The 24804-nt window shown below is 67.2% G+C and carries 25 protein-coding genes and 1 riboswitch; of the genes, 10 read left to right on the top strand and 15 right to left on the bottom strand.

Features of this window, described 5'->3' with window-relative positions:
* Positions 1-6 precede the first annotated feature (6 nt).
* On the top strand, positions 7-1476 hold the full coding sequence (gene mptB / locus B4M62_RS04160; protein ID WP_290705576.1) for a polyprenol phosphomannose-dependent alpha 1,6 mannosyltransferase MptB: 1470 nt from the start codon (positions 7-9) through the stop codon (positions 1474-1476).
* Positions 1473-2375: a phytoene/squalene synthase family protein gene (locus B4M62_RS04155; protein WP_290705572.1), complete on the top strand. Its 903-nt coding sequence runs from the start codon at positions 1473-1475 to the stop codon at positions 2373-2375. Before mptB ends, B4M62_RS04155 begins: the two co-directional genes overlap by 4 nt.
* A 27-nt stretch (positions 2376-2402) precedes the next feature.
* On the opposite strand, the gene B4M62_RS04150 is transcribed toward B4M62_RS04155, so the two are convergent.
* Positions 2403-2768 carry an Rv2175c family DNA-binding protein gene (locus B4M62_RS04150; protein ID WP_290705569.1) on the bottom strand — a complete coding sequence of 122 codons (366 nt, stop codon included), beginning with the start codon at positions 2766-2768 and terminating at the stop codon, positions 2403-2405.
* Between the two features lie 73 nt (positions 2769-2841).
* On the opposite strand from B4M62_RS04150, the gene B4M62_RS04145 reads away from it, so the two are divergent.
* Positions 2842-4074 carry a protein kinase domain-containing protein gene (locus B4M62_RS04145; protein ID WP_290705566.1) on the top strand — a complete coding sequence of 411 codons (1233 nt, stop codon included), beginning with the start codon at positions 2842-2844 and terminating at the stop codon, positions 4072-4074.
* 27 nt (positions 4075-4101) lie between these two features.
* On the opposite strand, the gene B4M62_RS04140 is transcribed toward B4M62_RS04145, so the two are convergent.
* Positions 4102-5496, bottom strand: a complete 1395-nt coding sequence (locus B4M62_RS04140; RefSeq protein ID WP_290705563.1) for a class II 3-deoxy-7-phosphoheptulonate synthase — start codon at positions 5494-5496, stop codon at positions 4102-4104.
* A 4-nt stretch (positions 5497-5500) separates the two neighbouring features.
* Positions 5501-5995, bottom strand: coding sequence for a polyadenylate-specific 3'-exoribonuclease AS (locus B4M62_RS04135; RefSeq protein ID WP_290705560.1), 495 nt, complete (start codon positions 5993-5995; stop codon positions 5501-5503).
* A 51-nt stretch (positions 5996-6046) separates the two neighbouring features.
* Here B4M62_RS04135 and B4M62_RS04130 point away from each other — a divergent pair, with 51 nt between their 5' ends.
* The gene (locus B4M62_RS04130) at positions 6047-7366 is read left to right on the top strand and encodes a glycosyltransferase 87 family protein (protein ID WP_290705557.1); all 1320 of its coding nucleotides are present in this window, start codon (positions 6047-6049) and stop codon (positions 7364-7366) included.
* A gap of 20 nt (positions 7367-7386) precedes the next feature.
* Here B4M62_RS04130 and B4M62_RS04125 read toward each other — a convergent pair whose 3' ends face one another.
* The 6 genes from B4M62_RS04125 to B4M62_RS04100 form a co-directional block, all read right to left on the bottom strand.
* On the bottom strand, positions 7387-8112 hold the full coding sequence (locus B4M62_RS04125) for a lysophospholipid acyltransferase family protein (RefSeq protein ID WP_290705554.1): 726 nt from the start codon (positions 8110-8112) through the stop codon (positions 7387-7389).
* 36 nt (positions 8113-8148) lie between these two features.
* Positions 8149-9165 carry an ROK family protein gene (locus B4M62_RS04120; RefSeq protein WP_290705551.1) on the bottom strand — a complete coding sequence of 339 codons (1017 nt, stop codon included), beginning with the start codon at positions 9163-9165 and terminating at the stop codon, positions 8149-8151.
* Positions 9166-9181: 16 nt separating this feature from the next.
* The gene (locus B4M62_RS04115; protein WP_290705548.1) at positions 9182-9541 is read right to left on the bottom strand and encodes a hypothetical protein; all 360 of its coding nucleotides are present in this window, start codon (positions 9539-9541) and stop codon (positions 9182-9184) included.
* 67 nt (positions 9542-9608) lie between these two features.
* Positions 9609-10805: an ArsA family ATPase gene (locus B4M62_RS04110; RefSeq protein WP_414651778.1), complete on the bottom strand. Its 1197-nt coding sequence runs from the start codon at positions 10803-10805 to the stop codon at positions 9609-9611.
* A 14-nt stretch (positions 10806-10819) separates the two neighbouring features.
* Complete coding sequence (locus tag B4M62_RS04105) at positions 10820-11257, bottom strand: SRPBCC family protein (RefSeq protein WP_290705543.1); 438 nt, start codon at positions 11255-11257, stop codon at positions 10820-10822.
* Entirely contained in the window at positions 11250-11678 is a 429-nt protein-coding gene (locus B4M62_RS04100; protein ID WP_290705540.1) for a hypothetical protein, read from the bottom strand. The genes B4M62_RS04105 and B4M62_RS04100 overlap by 8 nt, the downstream gene beginning before the upstream one ends.
* Before the next feature lie 93 nt (positions 11679-11771).
* Here B4M62_RS04100 and B4M62_RS04095 point away from each other — a divergent pair, with 93 nt between their 5' ends.
* Positions 11772-13580: an AMP-dependent synthetase/ligase gene (locus tag B4M62_RS04095; protein ID WP_290705537.1), complete on the top strand. Its 1809-nt coding sequence runs from the start codon at positions 11772-11774 to the stop codon at positions 13578-13580.
* A gap of 42 nt (positions 13581-13622) precedes the next feature.
* Here B4M62_RS04095 and B4M62_RS04090 read toward each other — a convergent pair whose 3' ends face one another.
* The 5 genes from B4M62_RS04090 to B4M62_RS04070 all read right to left on the bottom strand — a co-directional run bounded on the left by B4M62_RS04090 (position 13623) and on the right by B4M62_RS04070 (position 18504).
* The gene (locus B4M62_RS04090; protein ID WP_290705801.1) at positions 13623-14753 is read right to left on the bottom strand and encodes a glycosyltransferase family 4 protein; all 1131 of its coding nucleotides are present in this window, start codon (positions 14751-14753) and stop codon (positions 13623-13625) included.
* 14 nt (positions 14754-14767) lie between these two features.
* The gene (locus B4M62_RS04085; RefSeq protein WP_290705534.1) at positions 14768-16135 is read right to left on the bottom strand and encodes a peptidase MA family metallohydrolase; all 1368 of its coding nucleotides are present in this window, start codon (positions 16133-16135) and stop codon (positions 14768-14770) included.
* Between the two features lie 8 nt (positions 16136-16143).
* Positions 16144-17190, bottom strand: a complete 1047-nt coding sequence (locus B4M62_RS04080) for a C40 family peptidase (RefSeq protein ID WP_414651772.1) — start codon at positions 17188-17190, stop codon at positions 16144-16146.
* An 85-nt stretch (positions 17191-17275) separates the two neighbouring features.
* Positions 17276-17980 (bottom strand): C40 family peptidase, encoded by a 705-nt coding sequence (locus B4M62_RS04075; RefSeq protein ID WP_290705531.1) that lies wholly within the window; start codon positions 17978-17980, stop codon positions 17276-17278.
* Positions 17981-17993: 13 nt separating this feature from the next.
* Positions 17994-18162: riboswitch (cyclic di-AMP (ydaO/yuaA leader) on the bottom strand.
* A 120-nt stretch (positions 18163-18282) separates the two neighbouring features.
* Complete coding sequence (locus tag B4M62_RS04070; protein ID WP_290705529.1) at positions 18283-18504, bottom strand: hypothetical protein; 222 nt, start codon at positions 18502-18504, stop codon at positions 18283-18285.
* Between the two features lie 217 nt (positions 18505-18721).
* Here B4M62_RS04070 and B4M62_RS04065 point away from each other — a divergent pair, with 217 nt between their 5' ends.
* Both B4M62_RS04065 and B4M62_RS04060 read left to right on the top strand, forming a co-directional pair.
* On the top strand, positions 18722-20563 hold the full coding sequence (locus B4M62_RS04065) for a DEDD exonuclease domain-containing protein (RefSeq protein WP_414651771.1): 1842 nt from the start codon (positions 18722-18724) through the stop codon (positions 20561-20563).
* A 14-nt stretch (positions 20564-20577) separates the two neighbouring features.
* Positions 20578-20853, top strand: a complete 276-nt coding sequence (locus B4M62_RS04060) for an Lrp/AsnC family transcriptional regulator (protein ID WP_290705526.1) — start codon at positions 20578-20580, stop codon at positions 20851-20853.
* Position 20854: 1 nt separating this feature from the next.
* On the opposite strand, the gene trpD is transcribed toward B4M62_RS04060, so the two are convergent.
* Positions 20855-21919 (bottom strand): anthranilate phosphoribosyltransferase, encoded by a 1065-nt coding sequence (gene trpD, locus B4M62_RS04055; protein ID WP_290705523.1) that lies wholly within the window; start codon positions 21917-21919, stop codon positions 20855-20857.
* 169 nt (positions 21920-22088) lie between these two features.
* On the opposite strand from trpD, the gene B4M62_RS04050 reads away from it, so the two are divergent.
* From B4M62_RS04050 to B4M62_RS04040, 3 genes are all read left to right on the top strand, one after another.
* Positions 22089-22703: a cytochrome c oxidase subunit 3 gene (locus B4M62_RS04050; RefSeq protein ID WP_290705520.1), complete on the top strand. Its 615-nt coding sequence runs from the start codon at positions 22089-22091 to the stop codon at positions 22701-22703.
* 51 nt (positions 22704-22754) lie between these two features.
* Positions 22755-23660 carry a cytochrome c gene (locus tag B4M62_RS04045; RefSeq protein ID WP_290705517.1) on the top strand — a complete coding sequence of 302 codons (906 nt, stop codon included), beginning with the start codon at positions 22755-22757 and terminating at the stop codon, positions 23658-23660.
* Positions 23657-24804: ubiquinol-cytochrome c reductase iron-sulfur subunit (locus tag B4M62_RS04040; RefSeq protein WP_290705514.1), on the top strand; the 1148-nt coding region annotated here is incomplete at its 3' end. The genes B4M62_RS04045 and B4M62_RS04040, both read left to right, overlap by 4 nt.

Below are 24804 nucleotides of genomic sequence, written 5' to 3'. Positions count from 1 at the left end.
CGCAGCGTGGTGACGCAACCGGTCTCGTGGTGGCGGCGGTGGGAGTTCCCCGTCGGCACGGTGGGGTCCGTGCTGGTCGCCCTTGGCGCATTCGGGGTCGCCGACATCCCCCGGATCAACCCCGTCGCCCAGCACGCCGGTTTGGCCTGGATCACCTATGGACACGGCAAAACCCTTGCCGCGGTGACGTTCTGGATCGGCGTTGCGACGCTCGTCTACTGCTGGGTGCGGATCGGCCGCCGGGTGGCCGATCCCGGCAGCGCCCCGATCCCAGTGCGCCACGTCCAGGCCGCGGTGCTGGCCTGGGCCGCGCCGCTGACCATGACGGTGCCGATATACAGCCGCGACGTCTACGCCTACCTCGCGCAGGCACAGGTTTTCCGCGCCGGGTTCAATCCCTATTCCGACGGTCCGGTGCACCAGCCCGGCCCGATGCTCGATTCGATGGCACAGGTGTGGGCGGCCACCACGGCGCCGTACGGGCCAACATTCATGTGGCTCGGTCGCGGCGTCGCAGAACTCGCCGACGGGAACGTCATCCTCGGCGTCCAACTGATGCGCGCGGTCCTCATCCCGGGCCTGCTGGCAAGCCTGTGGGCGATCCCCCGTCTCGCACGGCACTTCGGCGCCGCACCGCAACAGGGACTGTGGCTGGCGCTGCTCAACCCCATGATCCTTATCCACCTCGTCGCCGGAGCGCACGTCGAACTGCTGATGATGGGCGTACTGGTCGCCGGTGTCACGCTGGCCGTCACCGGCCGGCACGTCACCGGGCTGGCCGTACTCGGGCTCGCGGCCACGATTAAGATCACCGCGGCCATCGCGATCCCGTTCATCTTCTGGATCTGGCTGGCACATCTGCGTGACGGGCGGCGTGGGCCTCCACCGCGGCGGGTCGTGTCCGTGTTTGCCGCCACCGCGGGGATTCCGCTCGTCGTCTTCGCCTCGATCACGGCGGGAAGCGGCCTTGGCCTCGGCTGGCTGACCGGCCTGGGATGGGCCGGGCGCATCATCAACTGGTTGTCGGTTCCGACCCTGGCCGGGCATCTCATCAGCTGGCTCGCCGCCCCATGGCAGACGTGGAATCTGCAGTCCGTGCTGGGGTACACCCGGGCGGTGGGAGCGGTCGCCCTCGCGGTGATTCTGGTGGCGCTGTGGATCCGGTTCCGTCAGACGCCGCGGCGGGCGATGGCCGGCATGACCTTGGCGATGCTGGCGGTACTGCTACTCGAACCGTCAACCCTGCCGTGGTACTACACCTGGGTGCTGTGCCTGGCCGTGGCCTTCACCCTTCCCGCGTGGATCCGGGCAATCGTGGTGCTGGCGTCCACGGTGCTGCTGATCGTCTTCCAGCCCGACGACTCGATCCTGTTGTACAAGCCCCTCGAACTGATGCTCGCGTTCCTTCTCGGCGCATTGGCCGCGGCTTCCCTCCTCCGCCCCGATCCATTGCGATTGCGGCACCTCATCCGGTGAGCACCCCCGCCGAGCGCGGCTACCGGACTGCGCAGCTACTCTGCGCCCAGAATGGGCGCACCTATCATCTCGCGTCGCGACTGCTGCCGCGAACCAATCGTCGAGCCGTACACGCCCTCTACGGCTTCGCCCGCATCGCCGACGACATCGTCGACACCCCGATCCCGGGGACCGACGATCGCCTTGACCGTCTCGCCGCCCTCTTCGCCAATCTCGCCGCCGCCCGAGCCGGCGACCGGCTCGACTCGCATCTGTCGTCGGACACGGCCGACCTCCTTGTCGCAGTGGCCGACTCAGCTCATCGGTTCGACATGTCTCCGGCCTACTTTGCCGCCTTCGAACGCTCTATGCGCATGGACCTGCCCGCGGCACCGGAGTTCACCGCCCGCTACCGGGACGTCGCGCATCTGCGCGAGTACACGTACGGGTCGGCCGCGGTCATCGGCCTGTTGCTGGTACCCCTGCTCGGGGCGGACGCCCGCACGCCGATCACAACCGCCGGCGCGACCCGGCTGGGCGAAGCCTTCCAGTTGACCAACTTCCTGCGCGACGTGGGCGAAGACCTCGAACGCGATCGCATTTACCTGCCGGCGGCGGAACTTCGTGCCTTCGGGGTGGACGAAGCCCACCTGCGCGACTGCCATGGCCGGCGGCGGGTCAGCCCCCCGCTGCGGCGGGCGCTCGCGCACCTCGTCGCCGTGAACCGCGACTGGTATCGGCGCGCGCAGCCCGGGATCGAAGCGCTGCCGCGACGCACCCGGCCGGCAATCCGCGCGGCCGCCCACTCCTATGCCGACATTCTGCGGGTCATCGCGGCGAATGACTACGAGGTGTTCGCCGGGCGCGCCGTCGTTCCGGCCCAGGCCCGTGCCGCGCACGCGGTTGCCGCGCTCTTCTGACCCCGCCGACCCCGGCCCGGCAGCGGGCTAGAAAGCTGCCGCCTGCGCGCGTCGGACGACCTCGCGGGCCGCGTGCGTGTGCAGCGCCGCCGCCGGGTACAACCCAAGGTCGTCGATCTCGGTGAACAACCACCGCATCGCTTCGTCACGCGAGTAACCGCCGTCAAAGAGCACCTCGACGATGCCGTTGACGTGCTTCGCAATGCCCTCGTCGTCCAGGAACAAGGCCGGCACGACCGGCTCGCCGGCTCGGGAAAGCGCTAGAAGGTGGTGATCACGGATCAGTGTGCGCACCCGATTCGTCGAAACGCCCAGACGAGCGGCGACCTCACCGAGCGAGAGCACGTCGGCATCGGCGGGAAGACAATCGTGCGACAGCGGCAGCGAACTCACGGGCCAAGCGTACCCAGCTGCCCACGGCGACGCTTCCCCGGCTCACCCCAGTCGACCCGGTAGATTCCCAGGGGTGAGACCCAGCCCGAACCCGCCGGCGGCACCGACGCGCGATCCACTTCTCGGATCGCTGGTCGACCGCCGCTACCGAATCGACGCGTTGATCGCACGCGGCGGCATGAGCGCGGTCTACCTCGGACGGGACGAACGGCTGCACCGGCCAGTCGCGGTCAAGGTGATGGCCGCCGCATACCGCGACGACCCGGTCTTCCTGTCGCGGTTCGAGTTCGAGGCTCGTGCGGTGGCCGGCCTCAAGCACCCGGGGTTGGTCAACGTGTATGACCAGGGCATCGACGACTCCGTCGTGTTCCTCGTCATGGAACTCGTCGAAGGCGGCAGTCTGCGTGAATTGTTGCGCGAGCGCGGACCGATGCCGCCACACGCGGTGGCCGCCGTACTCGGTCCGGTGCTGGGCGGCCTCGGCACCGCTCACGCGGCCGGACTCGTCCATCGCGACGTCAAGCCCGAGAACATCCTGATTTCCGACGACGGCGATGTGAAGATCGCCGACTTCGGCCTGGTCCGCGCGGTGGCCGAGGCGGGTATCACCTCGGCCAGCGTGATCCTCGGTACTGCCGCCTACCTATCCCCCGAGCAGGTCGAATCCACCCGCGCCGACGCCCGCTCCGACGTCTATTCCGCCGGAGTCGTCATGTTTGAACTCCTCACCGGGCGCACCCCGTTCCACGGCGACACCCCTCTCGGACTCGCCTATGCCCGGTTGTCCTACGATGTGCCCGCCCCGGGTGACGTGGTCGACGGCGTGCCTGCCGCCTTCGACGACATCGTCCTCCGAGCGACCGAGCGCATTCCCGGCGACCGCTATCCGGATGGGTTCGCGATGGCGCGCGCTGTGGCCGAGGCGGCCGACGAGCTCGCCCTGCCGCGCTTCACCGTCCCCGCTCCGGCGCGGTCGGCCGAGCGCATCACCGCGGCCCGTTTTCGCAACGAACAATCGGCCGATGCCCAGCCGCGGTTCGGTCCGGGGGGAACTGCGCTGTACGACGGCCCCGTGCCGGACGGCACAGACGATTACGCCGACGACGCCGGGCACCGATTCAGCATTCTCGACGTCGACGACGATGCCATCCCACCCGGCCCCTTCCCACCCGATGCCGACGCCCGGGACGGCACGCCGGGCGGTCCGATCACGGTGCTGGTCTGGTTGACGCTGTTCAGCCTCGCTGTCACGGCTCTCACCGCGGCCGGGTGGTGGATCGGCGCCCACCTCGTGATGGGATTGTAGCCAGCCCGCGCCACCGTTGTCGTACCGCTAGCCGCGCAGCATCTCGGCAACGAGAAAAGCCAGTTCCAACGACTGCTGGGTGTTCAACCGAGGATCGCAGGCCGTCTCGTAACGGCCGGCCAAATCGTCGTCGGAGATCTCCTGGGCGCCGCCGAGACACTCGGTGACGTCCTCACCGGTGAGTTCGATGTGGACTCCGCCGGGATGGGTGCCCAGTGCGCGATGCACCTCGAAGAAGCCCTGCACCTCGTCAACGATTCGATCGAAGTGCCGGGTCTTGTAGCCCGTCGACGCCTCATGGGTGTTGCCGTGCATCGGATCGCACTCCCACACGACCTTGTGCCCGGTTGCCTCGACCGCCGACACGATCGGCGGCAGGACCTCGCGCACCTTGGCGTTGCCCATCCGCGCGACGAGGGTCAGTCGACCCGGCAGGTTGTGCGGGTCGAGGCGCTCGACGTAGGCGACGGCCTGTTCGGGCGTAGTCGTCGGACCGATCTTGACGCCAATCGGGTTGTTGATCAGCTCCGCGAAGGCGATATGGGCGCCATCGAGGTCACGGGTGCGCTCCCCGATCCACAGGAAGTGTGCTGAAAGGTCATACAGGACCTTCTCCTGCGAACCGTCCGGCGCCTGCGCGAGGCGCAGCATGGCCCGCTCGTAGTCGAGGACGAGCGCCTCGTGCGAGGCGAAGATCTCCGCAGACTCCAGGCTGGTGTCGTGCACACCGCATGCGTCCATGAAATTCAATCCCCGGTCGATCTCGGCGGCCAGCGCCTCGTACCGCGCCCCGGCCGGCGAGGTACGCACGAATTCGCGGTTCCAGTCGTGCACCTTGTGCAGTCGCGCCTCCGATCCGGTCAGGGCCCGGACCAGGTTCATTGCGGCCGAGGCATTCGCGTAGGCGCGCACCAGCCGCGACGGATCGTGGGCGCGTGCGGCCGCGTCGGGCGGGAATCCGTTGACCATGTCACCCCGGTACGACAGCAGCCCGAGTGCGTCCGTGTCGGACGAACGTGGCTTCGCGTACTGACCGGCGATCCGGGCAACCTTGATCACCGGCAGACTCGCCCCGTAGGTCAGCACCACGGCCATCTGCAGCAGGGTCCGGATGTTGCCCTTGATATGGGGCTCGGTGTTATCGGCGAAGGTCTCGGCGCAATCACCGCCCTGGAGGAGGAAGGCCTCCCCGCGCGCGACCTGCGCCAGACGTTCGGAGAGGGTCTCTACCTCGGCGGGCAGGCAGATCGGCGGGACGCTTTCGAGGACCGTGCGCATCCGCGCTGCCTCGTCGGCCGGCCAACTCGGCTGCTGTAGCGCAGGACGCGCCAACGCGTCCTCGAACCTCTTCTGCAGGTCTCCAGGAAGCGGGGGCAGTTCGGGAAGCTCATCAATCGGTACGTCAACAGTCCAGTTCACCACGTCATCAGCGTAGTGGACCGTCGGCAAGACCCCTGATTCGCTCCCACTTGGCGAGGTTGTGCCGCGCATCGGCGAGCGCGTCGTGCGCGTCGTCGGGCAGGCTCGGCAGCGGCGGGCGGCCGGCGTCCTCCCACACCTGCCGCAACTCCCGCGTAAATCGTGGAATCGCCCGGGGCAGTTCCGTCATGGGGCCCCACAACTGGCACAATACGACGTGGTCGTAGGCCCCGGTCCACGCCCACAGCTCGGCGGGCTGCCCATCAACGGTGAGGAACTCCACGAGTTCGTCGCGGATCTGCCGGCGCGAGCGCCACGCCTTCGACGCCGGCGATGGGAGTTTGGGCAAAACGTTGGCCCGCACCCAGTCACCGGCCCGATTGGGGTCGAACTCGGTGGACACCGCGTAGTATTCGCGCCCGTCGGCGCCCACCACGCCGATCGACACCAAGTCGATGGTCCGCCCGTCCTCGATAAACTCCGTGTCATAGAAGAAACGCATGACCCCCAACCTATCCCCCGACAGGCACAGCAGCAGGCGATGACCCCAGCGATGACTCCACCACCGCCGCAGCGGCACCCAGACGGTGCACGCGCGCGCATCTCGGCATTTCTGGACACGTGGGAGCCCCCTCGCGCCGCGATTGTCGCAATCTGCCTGATATTCGCACTCTCGGCAACGATGCAGGTCACCGGTGTGCCATTCACCAGCGGCTACGGAACCCGCACTCTTTTCGACCTCGACGTCTACCGACTCGGGTCCATCCTGTGGCGACAACAGCAATCCCTTTACGCTGCCGGGTCGATGCCGTTCACTGCCGACGGGATCTGGCTTCCGTTCACCTACCCGCCATTCGCGGCACTGATGTTCGTGCCACTGGGCCTGATCAGCCTCACCGCCGCCGGCGTGCTGGTCACGGTGACCAGTTGCCTGCTCACCGTGGCGATCCTCGCGGTGACGCTGCACATCCTCGGTGTCGGCACCACCTCGGGCCGTTGGTGGGGCGCGGCCGGCCTCGCGGCAGGGGTGATCTGGACAAACCCGTTCTGGATGACGCTGGGCTTCGGTCAGATCAACATCGTGCTGATGGCGATGGTCCTCGCCGACGTCGTCCTACTCGGCGCGCGGACCTCGCGACCGGACTCGTCGGCGCGCGGTGTCCTCGTCGGCCTGGCTGCGGCCATCAAGCTGACCCCGGCGGTTTTCGGCCTGGTCTTCACCGCCCAACGACGCTGGCGCGCAGCCATTACCGCGGGCACGGCCTTCATCGTCGCCGGGGCGATCGCCTGGCTGTGGCTGCCCGCCGATTCGAAGGAGTACTGGACCGATACGGTGTTCCACACCGCGCGCATCGGCGACCCGGCCGGCGGGATCAACCAGAACCTCAACGCGTTGTGGTTCCGCATCCTCGGCGACACCCCGGCGCAGAGCATCTGCTGGGTCGCGTCGGGCATCGCCGCAACGATACTGCTCGCACTGGCGGTCCGCGCGAACCTTCCCGGTCGCCCGAACACCGCGGCCAACCGGGAAGCACTGCTCGTCGTCACGCTCGCGGTCGCCGTGTGGGGACTACTCGTGTCGCCCACGTCGTGGGCCCACCACTGGGTTTGGGCGATCCTCGGGATCCTCGCCGCCGCAGTTTTCGCGCTGCGCGCCGACGACGGGCCCCGGACATGGGCCTACGGGGCACTGGCCGCGATCGGCACCGTCGTATTCGCCATCGGCCCGTTCCAGCTCCTGCCGACCGACACCGGCCAATGGTCGCCGGTTCAGCAGGTTGTCGGCAACGCCTACATCTTGTGGGGATGCGTGTTCCTCGTCACCGTCTGGCTACTGCCGCCCCGAATCGGCACCACCCTGCCACCCGACTGAGAGCGTGGCGGCCGACCCACTCAGGCGGCCGGCTTATCGGTGTTGTCGCGGCGGAGCATGTCCTCCGGCGTGGACCCGGTGTTCTTGAGGTCCGCGGCATACAGGTCGACGTATTGCTGACCGGAAAGCTGCATCAGCTCGTACATGATCTCGTCGGTCACCGCACGCTCGATAAACCTGTTGCCACCCATCCCGTCGAACCGGGAAAAGTCCAGCGGCTTGCCGATGCGAACCTCGACGCGCGCCCGCCGAGGGAGCACAGTACCGGGCGGGTTGACATCCTCGGTGCCAATCATGGCCACCGGGATGACCGGCACACCGGTCTCCAACGCGAGTCGGGCCAAACCGGTCTTGCCCTTGTACAGACGTCCATCCGGCGAGCGTGTCCCCTCCGGGTACATGCCCATCAAGTTGCCCTTGGCCAGTTGGCGCCGAGCGGCGTCCAGAGCACCGGCAGCCGCATCGGCACCAGAGCGATCAATGGGGATCTGACCGGTCGAACTGAAGAACCACCGCTGAAAAGCGCCCTTGAGCCCAGTCCCGGTGAAGTACTCCGACTTGGCGAGGAAATAGATCCGGCGCGGGATCATCAACGGCAGATAAAAGCTGTCGACGACGGCCAAGTGGTTACTCGCCAGGATCGCCGCACCCTCCGTCGGGAGGTTGGCCAAACCAGCGACCCTCGGGCGCCCGACCAACCGCAGAACCGGACCAATCAGCACGAATTTGAAAGCCCAAAACCACATGGCCTGAGCGTACCCCGCGGGCCAGGACGCGCTGAGTCAGTCGCCCAGCGCCGCACGAGCCATCGCGGTGTCGCCGCCGACGCCCCCGCGCGCGCCGAGATCGGCATGCAATGCGGTGCGCGCCACCTCGGCGGCACCGATCATTCCGGCGGACTCGCCGAGCTGGGTACCGCGGATCCGGGCAAGCGTACGATGGCCGGCCCCGGTCAGCATCGCGGCATAGTGCTCTCGGGCGTCATCCAGGTAGAGCGCCGAGGCCCGGCCGACGCCACCGGCAATGACAATCAGGTCCGGGTCGAAGACGTCGGCAACCATCGCCAGCCCCTGCCCGAGCGACGCGGCAAAGGACGCGAAGGCCGACAAGGCCAGCGGATCACCTTCGTGGGCGGCCGCGGCAATGCGCCGGCCGGTAATCGAGCCGGGATCGGCGGCAAGTTCGCTCGCGAGCGGGGAGCGGCCCCATTCACCGTCGGCCAACAACTCCACCACGGTGTCGACGAGCGCAGTCCCGCTGCAGTACCGCTCCCAGCAACCGCGCTTCCCGCACGAGCAGGGCCGCCCGCCAGGAACGACGACGAGGTGGCCCAGCTCGGGCGCCACCCCATGGCTGCCGCGGTAGAGGCGACCGTCGAGGACCAGGCCGGCACCGATCCCGGTGCCGATGGCGAGCACGAGGGAGTTGTGGCCGCGTCCGGCGGCGCCGAACCGCCATTCGGCGACCGCGGCGGCATTCGCGTCGTGTTCGGCGAACACCGGCAGCCCAACGCGCGCCGACATCTCGTCGGCCACCCGCGCCTCGCGCCACGGCAGGTGCGGCGCGAACCGGACAGTGGTGCGGTCACGGGTCAGAAAACCCGCGATCGCGAGCCCGACGCCGGTCACCGACCACCGGGAACTCAGTTCGCCGACCAGCCGATCCAGACAGTGTTCGAGCGCATCGGTGGTGCCCGGCGTCACTGCACGTAGCGTATCGAGCATTTGACCACGATCATCGACCACAGCGGCCCGCACACTCGTGCCGCCGATGTCGATACCGATGATCACGTCGCTCATCGGCGATCGGCGCCCGTCACGCCTCGTCCCGCCCAATCGCGACCGCGATCTGCTGGAAGCCGGTGGTAGCCGCCGGTGGCGAATCGGAGGCATCCGAGCGCAACACCTTCACCAGCGCCTCAAGAATCGCGATGAACGTCGCGATGAGACGGGCCAGCAGCTCCCCCACCTCAGCGAACAGTACGGCGAGCTCACCGGAAAGATCGGCGGCCAGACCGTCGGCGACGACTCCGGCCGCTGTGCCGGGCGCAAAGAGATGCGCCACGTCGTCGATCTGGGTCGCCAGGCCCGCCAACAGCTCGCGCGCGGCGTCCGCCACCGCATCCATCGCACCCGCGGCACTACCGGATTCACCGGCCTCCTCGCGAGTTCCCATGGGGTCAAACGCTACCCGACACGGTCCTGGCGTGCGTCGACCCCCACCGCCGGATTCGACCGAGCCGTCACGCCGTTGGTCGCGTGGGCCACACTGCGGGGTCGGGGGTGAACCGGATACGCAGTTCTTGCTCGTCCCAGTCGGCGCCGATCACCGAGCACCGCCGCAGCACCGAAGGCAAGCGCACCGGATAGCGGAACCCGCTGATCGTCACCAGGAGATCGTCCCCGGCGCGACCCAAGCCGAACCGGGAGGGGTCGGCCAGCGGCTGGTGCCAGCGCAACTCATAGACGGCGTCCACCCCACTCCCCGAGATTCGCGCCACCGCCGCCGCCGCCGCGCCGACCGCCGCGCCAGACGGATCCGCGAAACCAACACCGAGCCGGCGCAACCGGGCCACGCGGTCAAGCGGCTCTTCGGCCGCGCCGATTTCCACCGACTGGCAGTCGAAGCCGGCGGCCAGTTCGTCGGCCACCGCCGCACCGCCCGGCTCGGGCCGTCGCGTCGTCCCGTCGTTGCGGTAGATCGTCCGAACCGGCACAGCCGTGAGCGCCGCCAGCGCCGCGGCCCGGGGCAACTGCTGCATTCCGCGCTTCCCGCTGTCGACGACGAGGTGCGCGGCGGTCGTTGCCGGATCGGCCAGGAGATCGACGACGTCACGGCAATCGCGGTCCAATTCGTCGACGGCACCACTGGCCTGCGCCAGCACCGGGCGCTCCGCCGCCGCAGCGAGACGGCGATGCCGCGGCCACAACCGGTTGATCACCTGGCTCAACGCCGCCGGTGCGCGCAACAGCGCGAACGGGTCGCCGTGTCCGGAACAGTCCACGATGATAGTGCTCCAGCGCCCACTCGTCGCCTCGTCGCGAATCCGCCGCCACAACAGCAACTCCTCGAATCCGGGCAGCGAACTCAGCTCGCCGGGGTCAATCGAGCCGAGGACCGACAGCACCGGCAGCGTCGGTCCCGACGCGAAGCCACCGATGGCCTGGGCGAAATTCGCCCAGGCGGGCTCCAACACTCCCAGCGGGTCGAGCGCCAGCAGACTCGCGTTGGCACTGATCGGCACCGGTCGGCCCGGCGACGGGTAGACCCCCACCAGGTCGGGAACTGGGGTGTCGCGATCGAGCGTCACCAACAGCGTTCCACTCTGCCCGCCGTCGAGCAGCGATGCCGATCGCGGGGCCCGCCGCTGTCTGCCGACGGCAGCGGCGGCGGCCACGACGGATACCCCGGCCCCGCCCGGACCGAGGACGAGCTGAATGGGAGTGAGGTCGATCAGCCTTCGACCCGCTTCTTGAGTTCATGTAGCGCTGAACTGATGATCGCCTTCTCCGCGCGCCGCTTGAGCTGGGCGATAACCGGAACGAGCAGATCGACCATGAGCTCGTAGGACACCTTCGTCGAACCAGCGGTTTGCGCGACGAGCGTGTATCTGCCGCGCTGGGCGCGTTGCAGATTGCTGCTGACAAGCTCCCAACTGACGGCCATCCCGTCGTCAGCCCAGTCATACTCCAGGACGTACGTGTCCTTCAGCACGCCCGCATCCAATTCAAAACGCACGCGGCGCGCCTTGCCATCGGCGCCGGTCTCGATGACCCGCGCCTCCCGCGCCGCGGACACCCACGTCGGATAGTCGTCGAAGTCGGCGATCACCGCCATGATGACGTCGGGATCGGCGCCCATCACGATGGACTGCGCAGTGTGGTCAGCCACGCACTCCTCCTGTCATCCCCTGCTCGGCCGCAACCGCCGGATCACCGGCTGCCCGGTGGCGCTCCAGCCGCGCCTTGATTTCGAAGGCCATCGCCTTGCCTGCTACTCGCCGACGACGATTGACCTCGGCCAACTCATCGTAGAGGGCGCGCGGCTTGCGCGGGAGATGCCCCAGCGGTTCACCATGCAGGAAGTAGTGCAACACAAATCCGTCCATCACCGGCTCGCACCACACCTCCATCGTGCCCTCGACCGGGCCGGCGACCGACCAGCGCAGCCCCGACGCCGCCCGGTCCTCGATCACAGCGAGGTCCAAGTCGGGCCACCACCGGGACCATTGGGAGCGATCACCGAGCGCTTCGCGCACCAGTTCCGGCGCTGCGGCGACGAAGGTCTCGTCTGCCACCTGAATGCTCGTCACGCCTCTAGCTTCACATACGGCCGCGATGAACCGCCGGCGAACCCACCCGGATACGATGAACAACGCCCTCCTTCACATGCGAAAGGCCATCCCGTGCCATCCGAGTACTCCGTGCCCGCGCCATTCTCCATCGCCGACAGCGCGAACAGCACCGACATCATCTTCGATATCGCGGCCAAGAATCCGACGCACACGGTTGTGCTCGACAAAACCGGCGCCACCTGGGCGCCGCTCGACGCGCGAACCATCACCGAGCGAGTCACCGCCATTGCCAAGGGTTTCATGGCCCAAGGGGTCAAGCCCGGCGACCGGGTCGCACTGCTGAGCGCGACGCGGACCGAATGGATTCTGCTCGACTTCGCAATCTGGACCGCCGGGGCCGTAACGGTACCGATCTACGAGACCTCTTCGGGGCCACAGATCGACTGGATCTGCAGCGACTCCGAGGCCGTCGGCATCATCGCCGAGACTTCCGCCCATCGGATGATCCTCGATCACACCGACGTAGCGGGCAAGCTCGCCCACCGGTGGCAAATCGATCCCGTCGACGGCGCCCCCGGCGTCATCGAAGAACTGATCGCCGCCGGCGAAGCGATTTCCGACGAGGAGGTCGCCGCCCGGCGCCGGGGAGTGCGCGCCGACGATCCCGCGATTCTCATCTATACCTCGGGTACAACCGGTCGGCCCAAGGGCTGCATGCTCACCCACTCGAACCTTCTCAGTGAGATCGAGGCGGTCCTCTCGAGCGGGCTGCGCTCGCTGCTCATGCCGGGCAAGCGCCTGCTCATGTTCCTCCCGATGGCCCACGTGCTGGCCCACGCCATCACCCTTGTCGCGATCCGTAGCGGTGTCGCCGTCGGGTTCTACAACGACATTCCGAACCTGGTGCCCGAGTTCGCGGTATTCCGTCCGAGCCTTATCCTGTCGGTGCCGCGCGTGTTCGAGAAGGTGTACAACACCGCCCGCCAGAAGGCGCACGACGACGGCAAGGGCAAAGTCTTCGACATGGCCGCCGAGACCGCCATCGCCTACAACACGGCCAAGGAGCGCAAGTCGGTCGGGCTCGCGCTCCGTGTGCGCCACGCAGTTTTCGACCGGCTGGTGTACGCGAAGCTGCGGGCCGCACTGGGCGGCGTGTGCGAACTGGCAATCTCTGGCGGCGCACCGCTCGGTGCCCGCCTGGGCCACTTCTTCTCCGGCATTGGCATCCCCGTTTACGAAGGCTACGGCCTCACCGAGACCACCGCGGCCTTCTCCGTGAACACACCCGGCGCGGTTAAAGTCGGCACGGTCGGACGGCCACTCGCCGGCAACGCCGTCCGCATCGCCGAGGACGGCGAGATTCTGCTGTCCGGCGGCGTCGTCTTTACCGGCTACTGGAAGAATCCGGCGGCGACCGCCGAGTCGATCAACGACGGCTGGTTCCACACCGGGGATATCGGCAAGGTGGACCGCGATGGCTTCATCTCGATCACCGGGCGGAAGAAGGAAATCCTGGTGACCGCCGGCGGCAAGAATGTCTCGCCCGCCGGGCTCGAGGACAGCATCCGGGCGCACCCGCTGGTATCGCAGGCCCTCGTGGTCGGCGACAAGCAACCGTTCATCGGCGCACTCGTCACCCTCGACTCCGAGGCACTTCAAACCTGGAAGGCGCAGAACGCGATTCCCGTCGCCACGCCGACCGCCGCTCTCGTCGACAATGCCGATCTGCGATCGGCGATCCAGTCGGCGATCGATGAGGCGAACAAGACGGTGTCCCACGCCGAGGCCATCAAGAAGTTCCGGCTGCTGCCGGTCGACTTCTCCGAGGAAGCCGGCGAACTGACCCCTACCCTGAAGGTCAAGCGCAACGTCGTGTCCGAGAAGTTCGCGACCGAGATCGAGGCGATCTACGCGCACTGACGCACCCCGATGGACTGACGCACCCCGATCGTCAGAGCATCGTCAGGCGTTGAGCAGCGTGATCAATCTAGCCGCGATCTGCGGCCATTGCCATTGCTGCTCAACGAACTCGCGCCCGGCCGCGCCCATCCGGCGCGCCCGTGGCGGGTCACCGAGAATCATGGCCACCGCCTCGACGATCTGCGGCACCGACCGTCCGTTGACGACGAGGCCGGTGCGGCCGGCGATCACCGTCTCCGGTGCCCCCCCAGAATCGCCCGCGACTACCGGGACGCCACAGGCAGACGCCTCCAGATACACGATGCCCAGGCCCTCAACGTCCAATCCCCCACCCCGGGTCCGCGATGGCATCGCGAACACGTCGGCCGCATTGTGGTAGAGGGGCAGTTCATGGCCGGGAACCGAGCCGGTGAAAATCACCTGCTCACCATCCGGGGTGGCGGCGGCCAACTCATGCAGGGTCGCGGCATACGGCCCTCCGCCCACGATCAGCAACGCTGCGCCGGGGACCTGCTCGCGGATCTCGGGTAGTGCCCGGATCAGCATGTCCTGTCCCTTACGCGGGACGAGCCGCGACAGACACACGATCACCGGCCGGTCCCCCAGCCCGTGGCGCTCCCGGATAAGCCGGCGCGCTTCGCCATCGGGCGCGAACCGGCCGACGTCGACCCCCGGCGGCAGATACTCCAGTGCTGACTGCGGCCCGAAGGCGGAGGCGAAGCGCCCCCGAGTGTACCTACTCACAAAGGTGACGGAGTCGGTCGTCTCGCCGATGGCCCGTAGGACCTGCCGTGCGCCTGGCAACATCGACCAACCCACTTCGTGCCCGTGCGTCGAGGCGAGTACGCGGGATGCACCGGCGCGGCGGACGACGGGGGCGAGCAGTGCCAGCGGAGCTGCGGCGCCGAACCACACGTTCTCGATAGCGTGATCCCGCACCAGCCGGGCTGCGCGTCGCGCGACAAAAGGGGTCGGCAGCATCAAGGTCGTGGGGTGGCGGACGACCGTGTAGGGCGCCTTGTCGTCGAACTCGATGTGCGACCGGCCCCGCCAGCGCGGCGCGTAGACAACGATCTGTTCGGGCGGCAGCAGATCGACGAGGTTCTCCAAGTACGACTGAATCCCGCCCGGGCGTGGCGGGAAGTCATTGGTGATGAGCAAGGTACGCCCAATCGGCGCGGGGCGGGTCATCCGCCGGTCTGCTTTCGCACCCATGCCCGCCACTGCCGCTCAAGTTCGGGTTGCGGCACGCCGACCGCATCACGGATCGCAGCCGCCGCCGCCGCGTCGTCTGCAGCACCGGCGACACCGAGGTAGAGCTTGCGCAACGCATCCTCGGAATAGCGCTGCGCGACAAAGGCGGCGATGGACCAAGCGCTCTGGTAGGCCAGCGATGCCCGCTGCGAGTCGACCGCGAAATCTTGATCGGTCGGCCAGGCGGGTGCGGCACCGGTGCGCGTCGTGACCGCCAAGTCGGGGGCCACGTCCTCAAACCGCACGTAGGTGCCCTTGCGGCCGACATACTCGGCCACGCCTTCGGTCAACCATTGGGGCGCATCGGGTTTGGTGGCCAGGCGCACCGCCACATGGCTCAGCTCATGGCGGAGCACCACGGCGAGGAGCGGCGTCGCCAGCCTGCTCGCCGCCGGAGTGAAGACAATCCGCTGCCCCGTCACCGCGTGATTGGGTACGTCGAGTGTGGTGTACACCGTCGCGGCCGCCGCGGCAGAGACATCGGCGCCACCGCTGACCGCCAGAGCGGCAAACTCTTGGTCGCTGCCAGTGGCGATGACCAATGCGCGCTGCGGCCATCGGTCACCCCAAAAGGCCGTGACAGCGCGGACCGCTGCGGGCAGCAGCGCAACCAGTCGGGCCGCCATCTCGGCCGCCCCCGGATACGAGGCAACGACCGATTGCCCGGTGCCGGTCGGCGCGGCGGTCGCCCGGACGCCCGGAAAGCTCCACAGGCCGGCCCCATTCGGCGGTCGATGCAGAACCTCGAGGTCGCCGACCAGCGTCCACCGGTCGTCGTAGCGCGCGACCACCAGCGGGGCCTCGATGTCGATCGGCGACTCATCGAGGCCCGGCACCCCAACACCCCCCAGCGCAAAACGCAATCGGACCGGGGATACCCAACTGTCGCTGCTACCCTGCGCGGTCAGCTTGGCCGCCACTGCGTCGGGTACGAGCTCTTCCGCATCCGCGGCGCCCACGTAGTGTTCAAACGTCTTGTAGCGCAATGGCTGCCGCGCCTCGGCGTCCGTTCTTGGCGTTATTGAACTGAGGTTATCCTGCATCACCTGCAGGGATCGCCGAAACTCGGGCGAAGCGGCTGGGTCGACGATCGCAGCGAGGTCGGCCGGCGTGCCGCGCAGCAGCGCGCGATCGAGGCGGTGCAGGAGTGCTGTGACACCGTCGGTCCGCTGCTGCTGGAAGACATCGACCGTGGTGCTGGTCGTCGCATTTCGCGACGAATCCGGCGTCTGCGCACCGCATGAGGCAAGCAGTAGTGCGCCACACAGCACGACGGGCGCACGCAGCCACCGCGACGCCACGGCTGTGACTAGACCCGGCGTGCCGACTGGTAGGGGCCGGCCCCGTCGACCGGAACGACCTTGACCGGAACGCCGAAGGTCGATGCGTGGATGACGTAGCCGTCGCCGACGTACATGCCTACGTGGTGGGCATCGGGGTAGTAGATGATCAAGTCACCGGGGCGCAACTGGTCACGACTGACTGGGACACCCGCCCCCATCTGAGCCTCACTCGACCGGGGCAAACCCATCCCGGCCTGTCGGTATGCCCACACCATCAGTCCCGAACAATCGAATTGATCGGGTCCGGTGGCACCCCAAACGTACGGGTCGCCAATCCTGGAGAGTGCCGCCTGGACCGCAATCAGTGCCGCGGACGTCCCCTTCGGGACCAGGTTGGGATTGAAGTCGAACTTAGGGCCGCGCAACTCGGCGAGTTGCTGGCCGGTCATCGACTGGTACACCGCACGGATCTGAATCGCTTGCAGCGCAAGATTGGCACGCTTGGCCTGCAACTCGCCGCGGGTCTTCTCCACCTTGGCGATGGCGACATTCGCCGCCGCCGTCGCCCTCGCCGAGTCGTCCTTGGTCGCTACCGCGGCCGCACGCACGCGGGCCAGGTCTTTCAGGTTGCGTGTGGCGTCGTGCGAGACGATGTCCAGCGCCGACATCTGGTCGAGCATCTGCTGCGGCGAGTCGCTCACCAGCAGTGCATAAAGACGGTTGATGCGGGCACCGCGGTAACTCGCGCGCAGGATCCCGTTCACGCGGCCCTGGAGCTGCTGCTGTCGCGCGGCCGTCGAATCGAGCTTGTGCTGTGCCGCCGCTGCCGCCGTGCGCGACTGGTCAACGACCGTCCGTTGTTTGTTGTACTCGATCGTGGCATTGTGCATCGCCTCGGCGGACCGCTCCGCCTCGACATTCAGCTTCTTGTAATCGGCCACGAGCTGACCGGCGTTGCGCACGGGGACGGCCGACGTGATCGACGTCGGTACCGCCGTCAACACGATCGACGACACCATCACGGCAGCAGCAGCGTAGCGCCTGACCGAGCTCGCAGAGTTCACGATTCCCATTCTTGTTCCGACTCCCAGAGACGAGGAGAGGCGGACCCCCGGGACACACCCGGGATATCCGCCCACCTCAGCGCTTACTCAACCCTCAGTAGCGGCGGACAGCGGTCAAGGCCCAAGTCTTGACCTTCTGCTTGTTGACGGGCACGCCTTCAGTCTGGCTGTGCACGAATTCGCCGTTGCCGACGTAGATGCCGGAGTGGCTTCCACCGTTGAAGATCAGAATGTCACCGGGCTGGGCATCCTTGTAGGCCACCGAGCGACCACCGGCCATCTGGCCGTAGCTGTCGCGGGGAACAGTCTTGCCTGCGTTCTTGTAGGACCAGAAGACCAGGCCGGAGCAATCGAAGGCGTTCGGACCGGCCGAGCCGTAGACGTACGGCGACCCGATCTTACTCTCGGCGTTGAGCACGGCCTTGTCCGCAACGGTGTTGCGTGCGGCGGCCGGAGCAGTCATGCCCTTCGGCTGGAACTCCTTGGGCACCTGATTCTGCGCAATGCCCGGAATCGCGAAGGTACCGATATTGGGCACCTGGACCTGCGCGGGCGGCGCGGTCTTGGTAGCGGTCTTGCTGACCGTCATGCCCTTCGCCTTGGGCGAAGCCTGGTGCTTCTGCTGGCTGAGGTGGTCACCGAGGGCGCCGAGTTCGACGTTCCCGAGGTGCGGCAGGGCAATAGGCGACGCCACGGCCTGACCGGCAGCGATCGAGCCCATCGCGATGGCGCCGGTGATGACCGCGCCCTTCGCCACCTTGGTGCCGCGGCTGGTCTGCTCCAAACGATGTTTGGCCACGAGAAGTATCTCCTTTATGTCTCCCTGCGCCTACCGGGTTAGCTGTCGGGTTCGGGCTGGAAGATGCCCTACACGTTGCCTGATGAACTGCATCAGGCGCGGCGATTCACCCCAGGCGGCCTTGCGGCCTATTGGTGGGTCCCCGGTTCACCCTTCGCAGGGTGACTCAGCGATTGACTCTCGCGGATCACTTCTGGTGAAGCGTGACGTTCCGCAATGTCTCGAAAAGATTACGAAAACGACGGGCAAATGTCCACCGTTTCGGTCGAACCTCGTCAAGATCGTCGAGCCAGCGTCCTACCCTACCCCGCCTCGACGATCGACAGAAATCCACGACCGCCACCATCTTGACGTGGGCTTATCCGTCCGATTGCCGCGCGCGCCTCGACCGGTGTGACGAGCATCGCCCGGCGAAAGTTCGCAATGGCCACCAGCATGTCGGCGCGCTGCTCGGCAATCGGGGGCGATTCCCCTGTTTCCCCTGCGTATAAGCCTGAAGCGCCGGTAATCAGGACATTCATCATGCAGCCGGCGCAGGCAGTCGGGCGCCCGGGACAGCTATCGCAGTCAATTCTCATGTGATCTCCACCTCACTCAAGGATTCACCGGCTGTTTCCCGCGTGTTTGCCCGGGGCTCCGGCGAATCCGGCCTGACGTCGACGCTAGCGAGGACCTCCGACAATCCCGGTGACGCCGCCCGGCGGCAATCGAATGTCAGAGGCTCGAACTAGCGTTCGGAATATGCAGGTTGTGGGCCCCCCGGAAACCGAACAACTCACCCTGGCCGACTCCGGTCTCCCGGATGTCGGACTGCCGACCACGCCTCGGCGGCCCGGCTCCCACGGTCGCGCCGCCACCGGCGGGGAGCTGGCTGAAATGTCCGCCAGCGTGCACGGTGGGATCAGCCAGTCGCTCGCGTCGACGCCGTTCGTCATCGTCGACCTCGAGACCACCGGCGGAAGTGCCGCCCACGACGCGATCACCGAGATCGGCGCCGTCAAGGTCCGCGGCGGCGAGGTGCTCGGCGAGTTCGCCACGCTCGTGGACCCGGGGCGGCCGATACCTGCGGAGATCGTCACCCTTACTGGCATCACCGTGGCCATGGTGTCGACCGCACCGCCGATCTCCGAGGTCATCGTGTCATTCCTGGAGTTCGCCCGCGGCGCCGTGCTGGTGGCCCACAATGCTCGATTCGACCTCGGCTTCCTCGCCGCCGCGGCGCGCCAGACCGGTGCCGACTTCCACTTTCCCGCAACTTTGTGCACTGTCGCGCTGGCCCGCCGGGTCCTCACCCGAGCGGAGGCGCCCTCGGTGCGCCTGTCGGCGTTGGCCATGCTCTTCGGCGCGTCGACGACCCCCACACACCGGGCCCTCGACGATGCCCGTGCAACGGTTGACGTGCTCCATGGGTTGCTTGAGCGAATCGGCAACCGGGGCGTGAGCACGTTCACCGAACTACTGGACTACCTGCCCCGCGCGTCCCCGGCGCAGCGGGCCAAGCGTCACCTGGGTTCGACAGTCCCCCGCGCACCGGGGGTCTACCTATTCCGCGGAGCATCGGGCGAAGTGCTGTACGTGGGCACAGCAGGCGACCTCCGCCGTCGGGTCCAGACCTACTTCTCCGGCGATCCGCGGCCCCGGATTGCCGAAATGGTCGCACTTGCGGTAGGCGTCGACCACGTGGTGTGCGCACACGACCTCGAGGCCGGCGTGCGGGAATTGCGGCTACTCGCCGCCCACAACCCGGCATACAACCGCCGGTCGACGCAGCCGCGGCGTGGTTGGTGGATCTGCCTCACCGAGGAACGGTTTCCCCGGTTCGTCGTGCGTCGCGAGCCCCAGCCGGCCCCACTGGACGGCCTTGCCGACGCGACATCGATCGGGCCGGTTTCGCGTCGCACCGTCGCGCAAACAATCGCCGATGCGCTGACCCGCGCAACGGGCCTCCGCTCCTGCACGACTCGCCTCGGCGCACGGGACAGCTTCCACTGGTGCGGCCCACACAACGCTGTCGGCGACTGTTCGGCAGCGGCACCACGGCCGGAATCGGTAACGGACTATCTCCCGCGCGTGCGTGCGGCAATCGATGCGGCCAACGGCCGTTCCGACCGAGTGCTGCACGTGCTCGCCGAATCGGTCGCCGCCGCCGCGGCCGCCGAACATTTCGAGACCGCAGTTCGCCGGCGAGACCAACTCGCCGAGACGGTCTCCGCGCTCGGCCGAGCCCAACGACTTCGTGCGCTGTGTTCCATCGAGCATCTCGTCGTCGCCCGTCCGAAACCGGCCGGCGGCTGGCAATTCGCTGTTGTGCGCCACGGCCGCCTCGCCGGGGCCGGCGTCTCCCGGCCGGGTGTCCCGCCGATGCCGGTAGTCGAAGCCGTCGTCGCCGCCGCGCAAACCGTGGTGGCCTCCGACGATCCGCTGCGCGGCGCGCCCGCCGAGGAGGCCGCCCTGGTTTATCGGTGGATCACTGCGGGAGACGCCCGCATCGTGGACACCTCCGACGGATTCGCCCTGCCCCGCGCAAGCGCCTGCGGGTGGGCCGACTGGGCAGCGAGGGCCCGCTCGGCACGCGACGCGTGACTACGCTGTAACCCATGCTCACCGCATTCGTGTTGATCAACGCCGACATCCACTCGATCCCGGAGACCGCCCAGGCGGTCGCTGATATCGCCGGGGTGACGGAGGTCTACTCCTGCGCGGGCGATGTCGACCTCATCGCGAAGGTCCGCGTGCGCGACCACGATGGCATCGCCGAAGTCGTCACCAACCGCATCAACCGGCTACCGGGGATCACCGGATCGACCACCCACATCGCATTCCGCAGCTATGCGAGCGAAGAGACCGAGGCAGGGTTCTCCGTCGGCGAATAGCCTAGGCGAGTGCGGTACTGAGGCGCGCCCACCGATCGAGCACGTCGGCCGCCGCGCCTGAGTCGATCGCCGCGCCGCCACGCGCCATCGCCGCCCGCAGCGCCGCCACCAGTTCCTCTCGGTTCATCGGCCCGGTCTGCTCGGCGGCCACCAACGCGGCACCCGTGTTGAGCAGCACCGCGTCGCGCACCGGCCCGCACGCGCCGTCGAACAGGGCCCGGGCCACCGCCGCATTGTCCTGTGCATCGCCGCCCTGCAGGGCCGATAGTTCCACCCGAGCGATCCCAAGGTCGCTCTGCGGGTCGATACGATGCTGGGTCACCCGGCCATCAACGACCTGCCACACCGTCGACGCGCTCGTGGTCGTGAATTCGTCGAGGCCGTCGTCGCCGCGCACGACGAGCACCGACGATCCCCGATCAGCGAACGTCTGGGCCAACACCGGTGCGAGATCGGCGAACGCGCAGCCGATGAGGCCCGCTCGCGGTTGCGCAGGGTTGGTCAGGGGACCGAGAACGTTGAACACCGTTGGCACGCCCAACTCCTTGCGCGGCGGGCCGGTGAATCGAAATGCCGGATGGAACACCGGGGCGAAACAGAACCCGATACCGACTTCGGCCACACAGCGCGCGACGGCCTCGGCGTCGAGGGTGATGGTCACGCCCAGTGCTTCGAGCACATCCGCACCCCCACTCTTCGACGAAGCAGCCCGGTTGCCGTGCTTGACGACTGGGACCCCGGTGGCCGCGACCACGATCGCCGTCATCGTCGAGATATTGACCGTCTGGGAACGGTCTCCGCCAGTTCCGACGACGTCGACAGCATCCCGATCCGTCTCCACCAGGATCGCGTGGGAGAGCATCGCATCGGCGAGTCCAATGAGTTCCGCAGGCGCCGCACCCTTCATCTTGACCGCAAGGCCGAAGCCCGCAATCTGCGCGCTGGTCGCCGCGTCGGCCATGATCTCGTCCATCGCCCACCGCGCCTGATCCGCAGTCAGGTCACGGTTCTCGGTCACCAAACCGAGGACCAGCGGCCAACTCAACTCGGGCTGATAGCTTCTCACCCCGTCCACCCTAATCGAGGCCCACAGCGGTGGTTGACGGCCCGATAGCTCCGCTAGACACGCCGGGAGACGATCGGCCCACATATCTCTACCTGCGCCGCCACAGAAATTTCAACCAATTTCGCGACCCCGGTGGTCACGCTTTACTACGAACCGTCATACTTCTTGTGTGACTAGCGCTGCAGGTACCCCGTCAACGGCCATTACGGCTCGGGTGCACTCGCTGAACCGTCCCAACATGGTCAGCGTCGGCACGATCGTATGGCTTTCCAGTGAGCTCATGTTCTTCGCCGGGCTGTTCGCGATGTACTTCGTCGCGCGCGCGAACAACTCCACCGGCGAGTGGCCCATGGCGCCCACCGAACTCAACCTTTGGCTCGCGGTCCCAGTGACCACCGTGCTGATCCTGTCCTCGGTGACATGCCAGATGGGTGTGTTCGCGGCGGAACGCGGCGATGTCTTCGGCCTGCGCCGGTGGTACATCCTGACGTTCATCATGGGCGCCATCTTCGTCGCCGGCCAGGCCTACGAGTACGTCCACCTGGTGAACCACGGCACGACGATCTCGTCAACCGCCTACGGCTCGGTCTTCTACATGGCGACCGGCTTCCACGGACTGCACGTCATCGGCGGCCTCGTGGCGTTCATCTTCCTGCTGGTACGCACCTGGCTATCGAAGTTCACCCCGGCCCAGGCGACCGCGGCCATCGTCGTGTCCTACTACTGGCATTTCGTCGATATCGTCTGGATTGCCCTGTTCGTCACGATCTACTTCATCCGTTAGCCCACCTAGACTTCCCGTCCCCGGTCAGTCCGCTTAAGTAGAGAGTCGCAGATGAGTACATCTCCCCCGCGAACGTCGGATATCGCGAACGACGATCCAGTCCCGGCGCGCTCAGTCAAAGCGCGCCGAAAGTTGCGCCGCCGGGCGTCGGGAACGGTCCTTCTGCTGGCCGGGCTGCTGTCCGCCGGGGTGATCACCGCCCTCGTCACGCCGAAGGCCCAGGTCGCCGTCGCCGACCCCACAACCCAGTCGCAGGCGATGATCGATGCCGGAAAGCAGATCTACGACACCTCCTGCATCAGCTGTCACGGCGCCAACCTCCAGGGGGTGGGCGACCGCGGACCGTCACTCATTGGTGTCGGTGACGCTGCCGTCTACTTCCAGGTCTCTTCTGGCCGGATGCCCGCGGCACGCAACGAGGCGCAGGTCGCCCGCAAACCCGCAAAGTTCACCGAGGCCCAGATCACTCAGCTCGGCAAATACGTGCAGTCCATTTCCGGTGGCCCGCAGGCGTACTACGAGCGCAACGCAGACGGCACGGTCAAGACCGACAAGGCCGGTATTCCGATCGTCGCGCAGGCCTCGCTGCGCGGCACCAACCTAGGTCGTGGCAGCGAACTGTTCCGACTCAACTGCGCCTCCTGCCACAACTTTACCGGCCGGGGCGGCGCTCTGTCGTCGGGCAAGTTCGCCCCGAACCTCGACCCGGCGAACGAGCAGCAGATCTACACCGCGATGCTCACCGGACCGCAGAACATGCCGAAGTTCAGCAACCGGCAGTTGTCCCTCGAGGAGAAGAAGGACATCATCGGCTTTATCAAGTACTCCTCCGAGGCCAGCCAGCCCGGCGGCCTCGGCCTCGGCGGCTTCGGCCCCGTCAGCGAGGGCATGGTCATGTGGGTGGTCGGCATCGGCGCGATCGTCGGCTTCGCAATGTGGATGGGATCGCGGTCATGAGTGAATCGGAAAACACGCCCTCAAGCGACGAACTCGCCGCGATGGACAACGACCAACTGGTGAAGCTCGGGACGAACCTCGACGGTGTCGAGATCCTGCATCGCGAGCCCCGCTTCCCCGTTCCGGGCACCCGTGCCGAGAAGCGTGCCTCGCGACTCGTCACCTTCTGGTTCACGCTGGCCGGCATCTCAGCGCTCGCCTGCCTCGTCATCTTCCTGTTCAACCACTGGAAGTTCGTGATGCCCGACCAGCCGAACTACTGGCTGTACTCGCTTAACACCCCCTTGCTCGGCATCACCTTCGGCCTGTCGATCCTGTCGATCGGCATCGGCGTCGTGCAGATCACCAAGCGGTTCATTCCCGCCGAGATCGCCGTCCAGGACCGGCACGACGGCGGATCGACGGAGGTCGACAAGAAGACCACGGCCGCCCTACTCGGCAACGCCGTACAGACGTCGACGCTGCCACGACGGAAGATGATCCTCGGATCGGCCGCGTTCGGCCTCGGCGCCTTTGCGCTGACCGGGCTCGTTGCCGCACTCGGCGGCTTCATCAAGAACCCGTGGGCACTGCGAGACAAGGCGCCACTGTGGCACACCGGCTGGTCGCCGATCTACAACCCGCCAGAGAACCCGAACGAAACGATCTTCCTGCGCCGTGACACCGGCAATCCATACCAGGTCGCACTCATCCGACCCGAAGACCTCGACGCCGGCGCCATCGAAACCGTGTTCCCGTGGCGTCCGTCGGATGGCCACGGCGAAGACGAGGAGTCCCGACACAAACTGCTCGAGGGGCTGCGCGCGGTGCGCAACCCGGTAATGCTCATCCGGTTGCGCTCTGAGGACGCCGCCAAGGTGATCAAGCGTAAAGGCCAAGAGAGCTTCAACTACGGCGACTTTTACGCTTACACAAAGGTCTGCAGCCATCTCGGCTGCCCGACCTCGCTGTTCGAACAGCAAACCAACCGCATTCTGTGCCCCTGCCACCAGTCGCAGTTCAATGCCCTGGAATACGCCAAGCCGATCTTCGGACCAGCCGCGCGCGCATTGGCACAGCTGCCACTCACGGTGAACAACCAGGGCTACATGGTTGCCGCTGGCGACTTCATCGAACCCGTCGGACCGGCCTTCTGGGAGCGCAA

The organism is Gordonia sp. UBA5067 (genome assembly GCF_002414845.1).
GTDB classification, from domain to species: domain Bacteria; phylum Actinomycetota; class Actinomycetes; order Mycobacteriales; family Mycobacteriaceae; genus Gordonia; species Gordonia defluvii.
The sequence above is the reverse complement of the archived record's forward strand: the minus strand, read 5'-3'. Positions and strand labels throughout refer to the sequence as shown.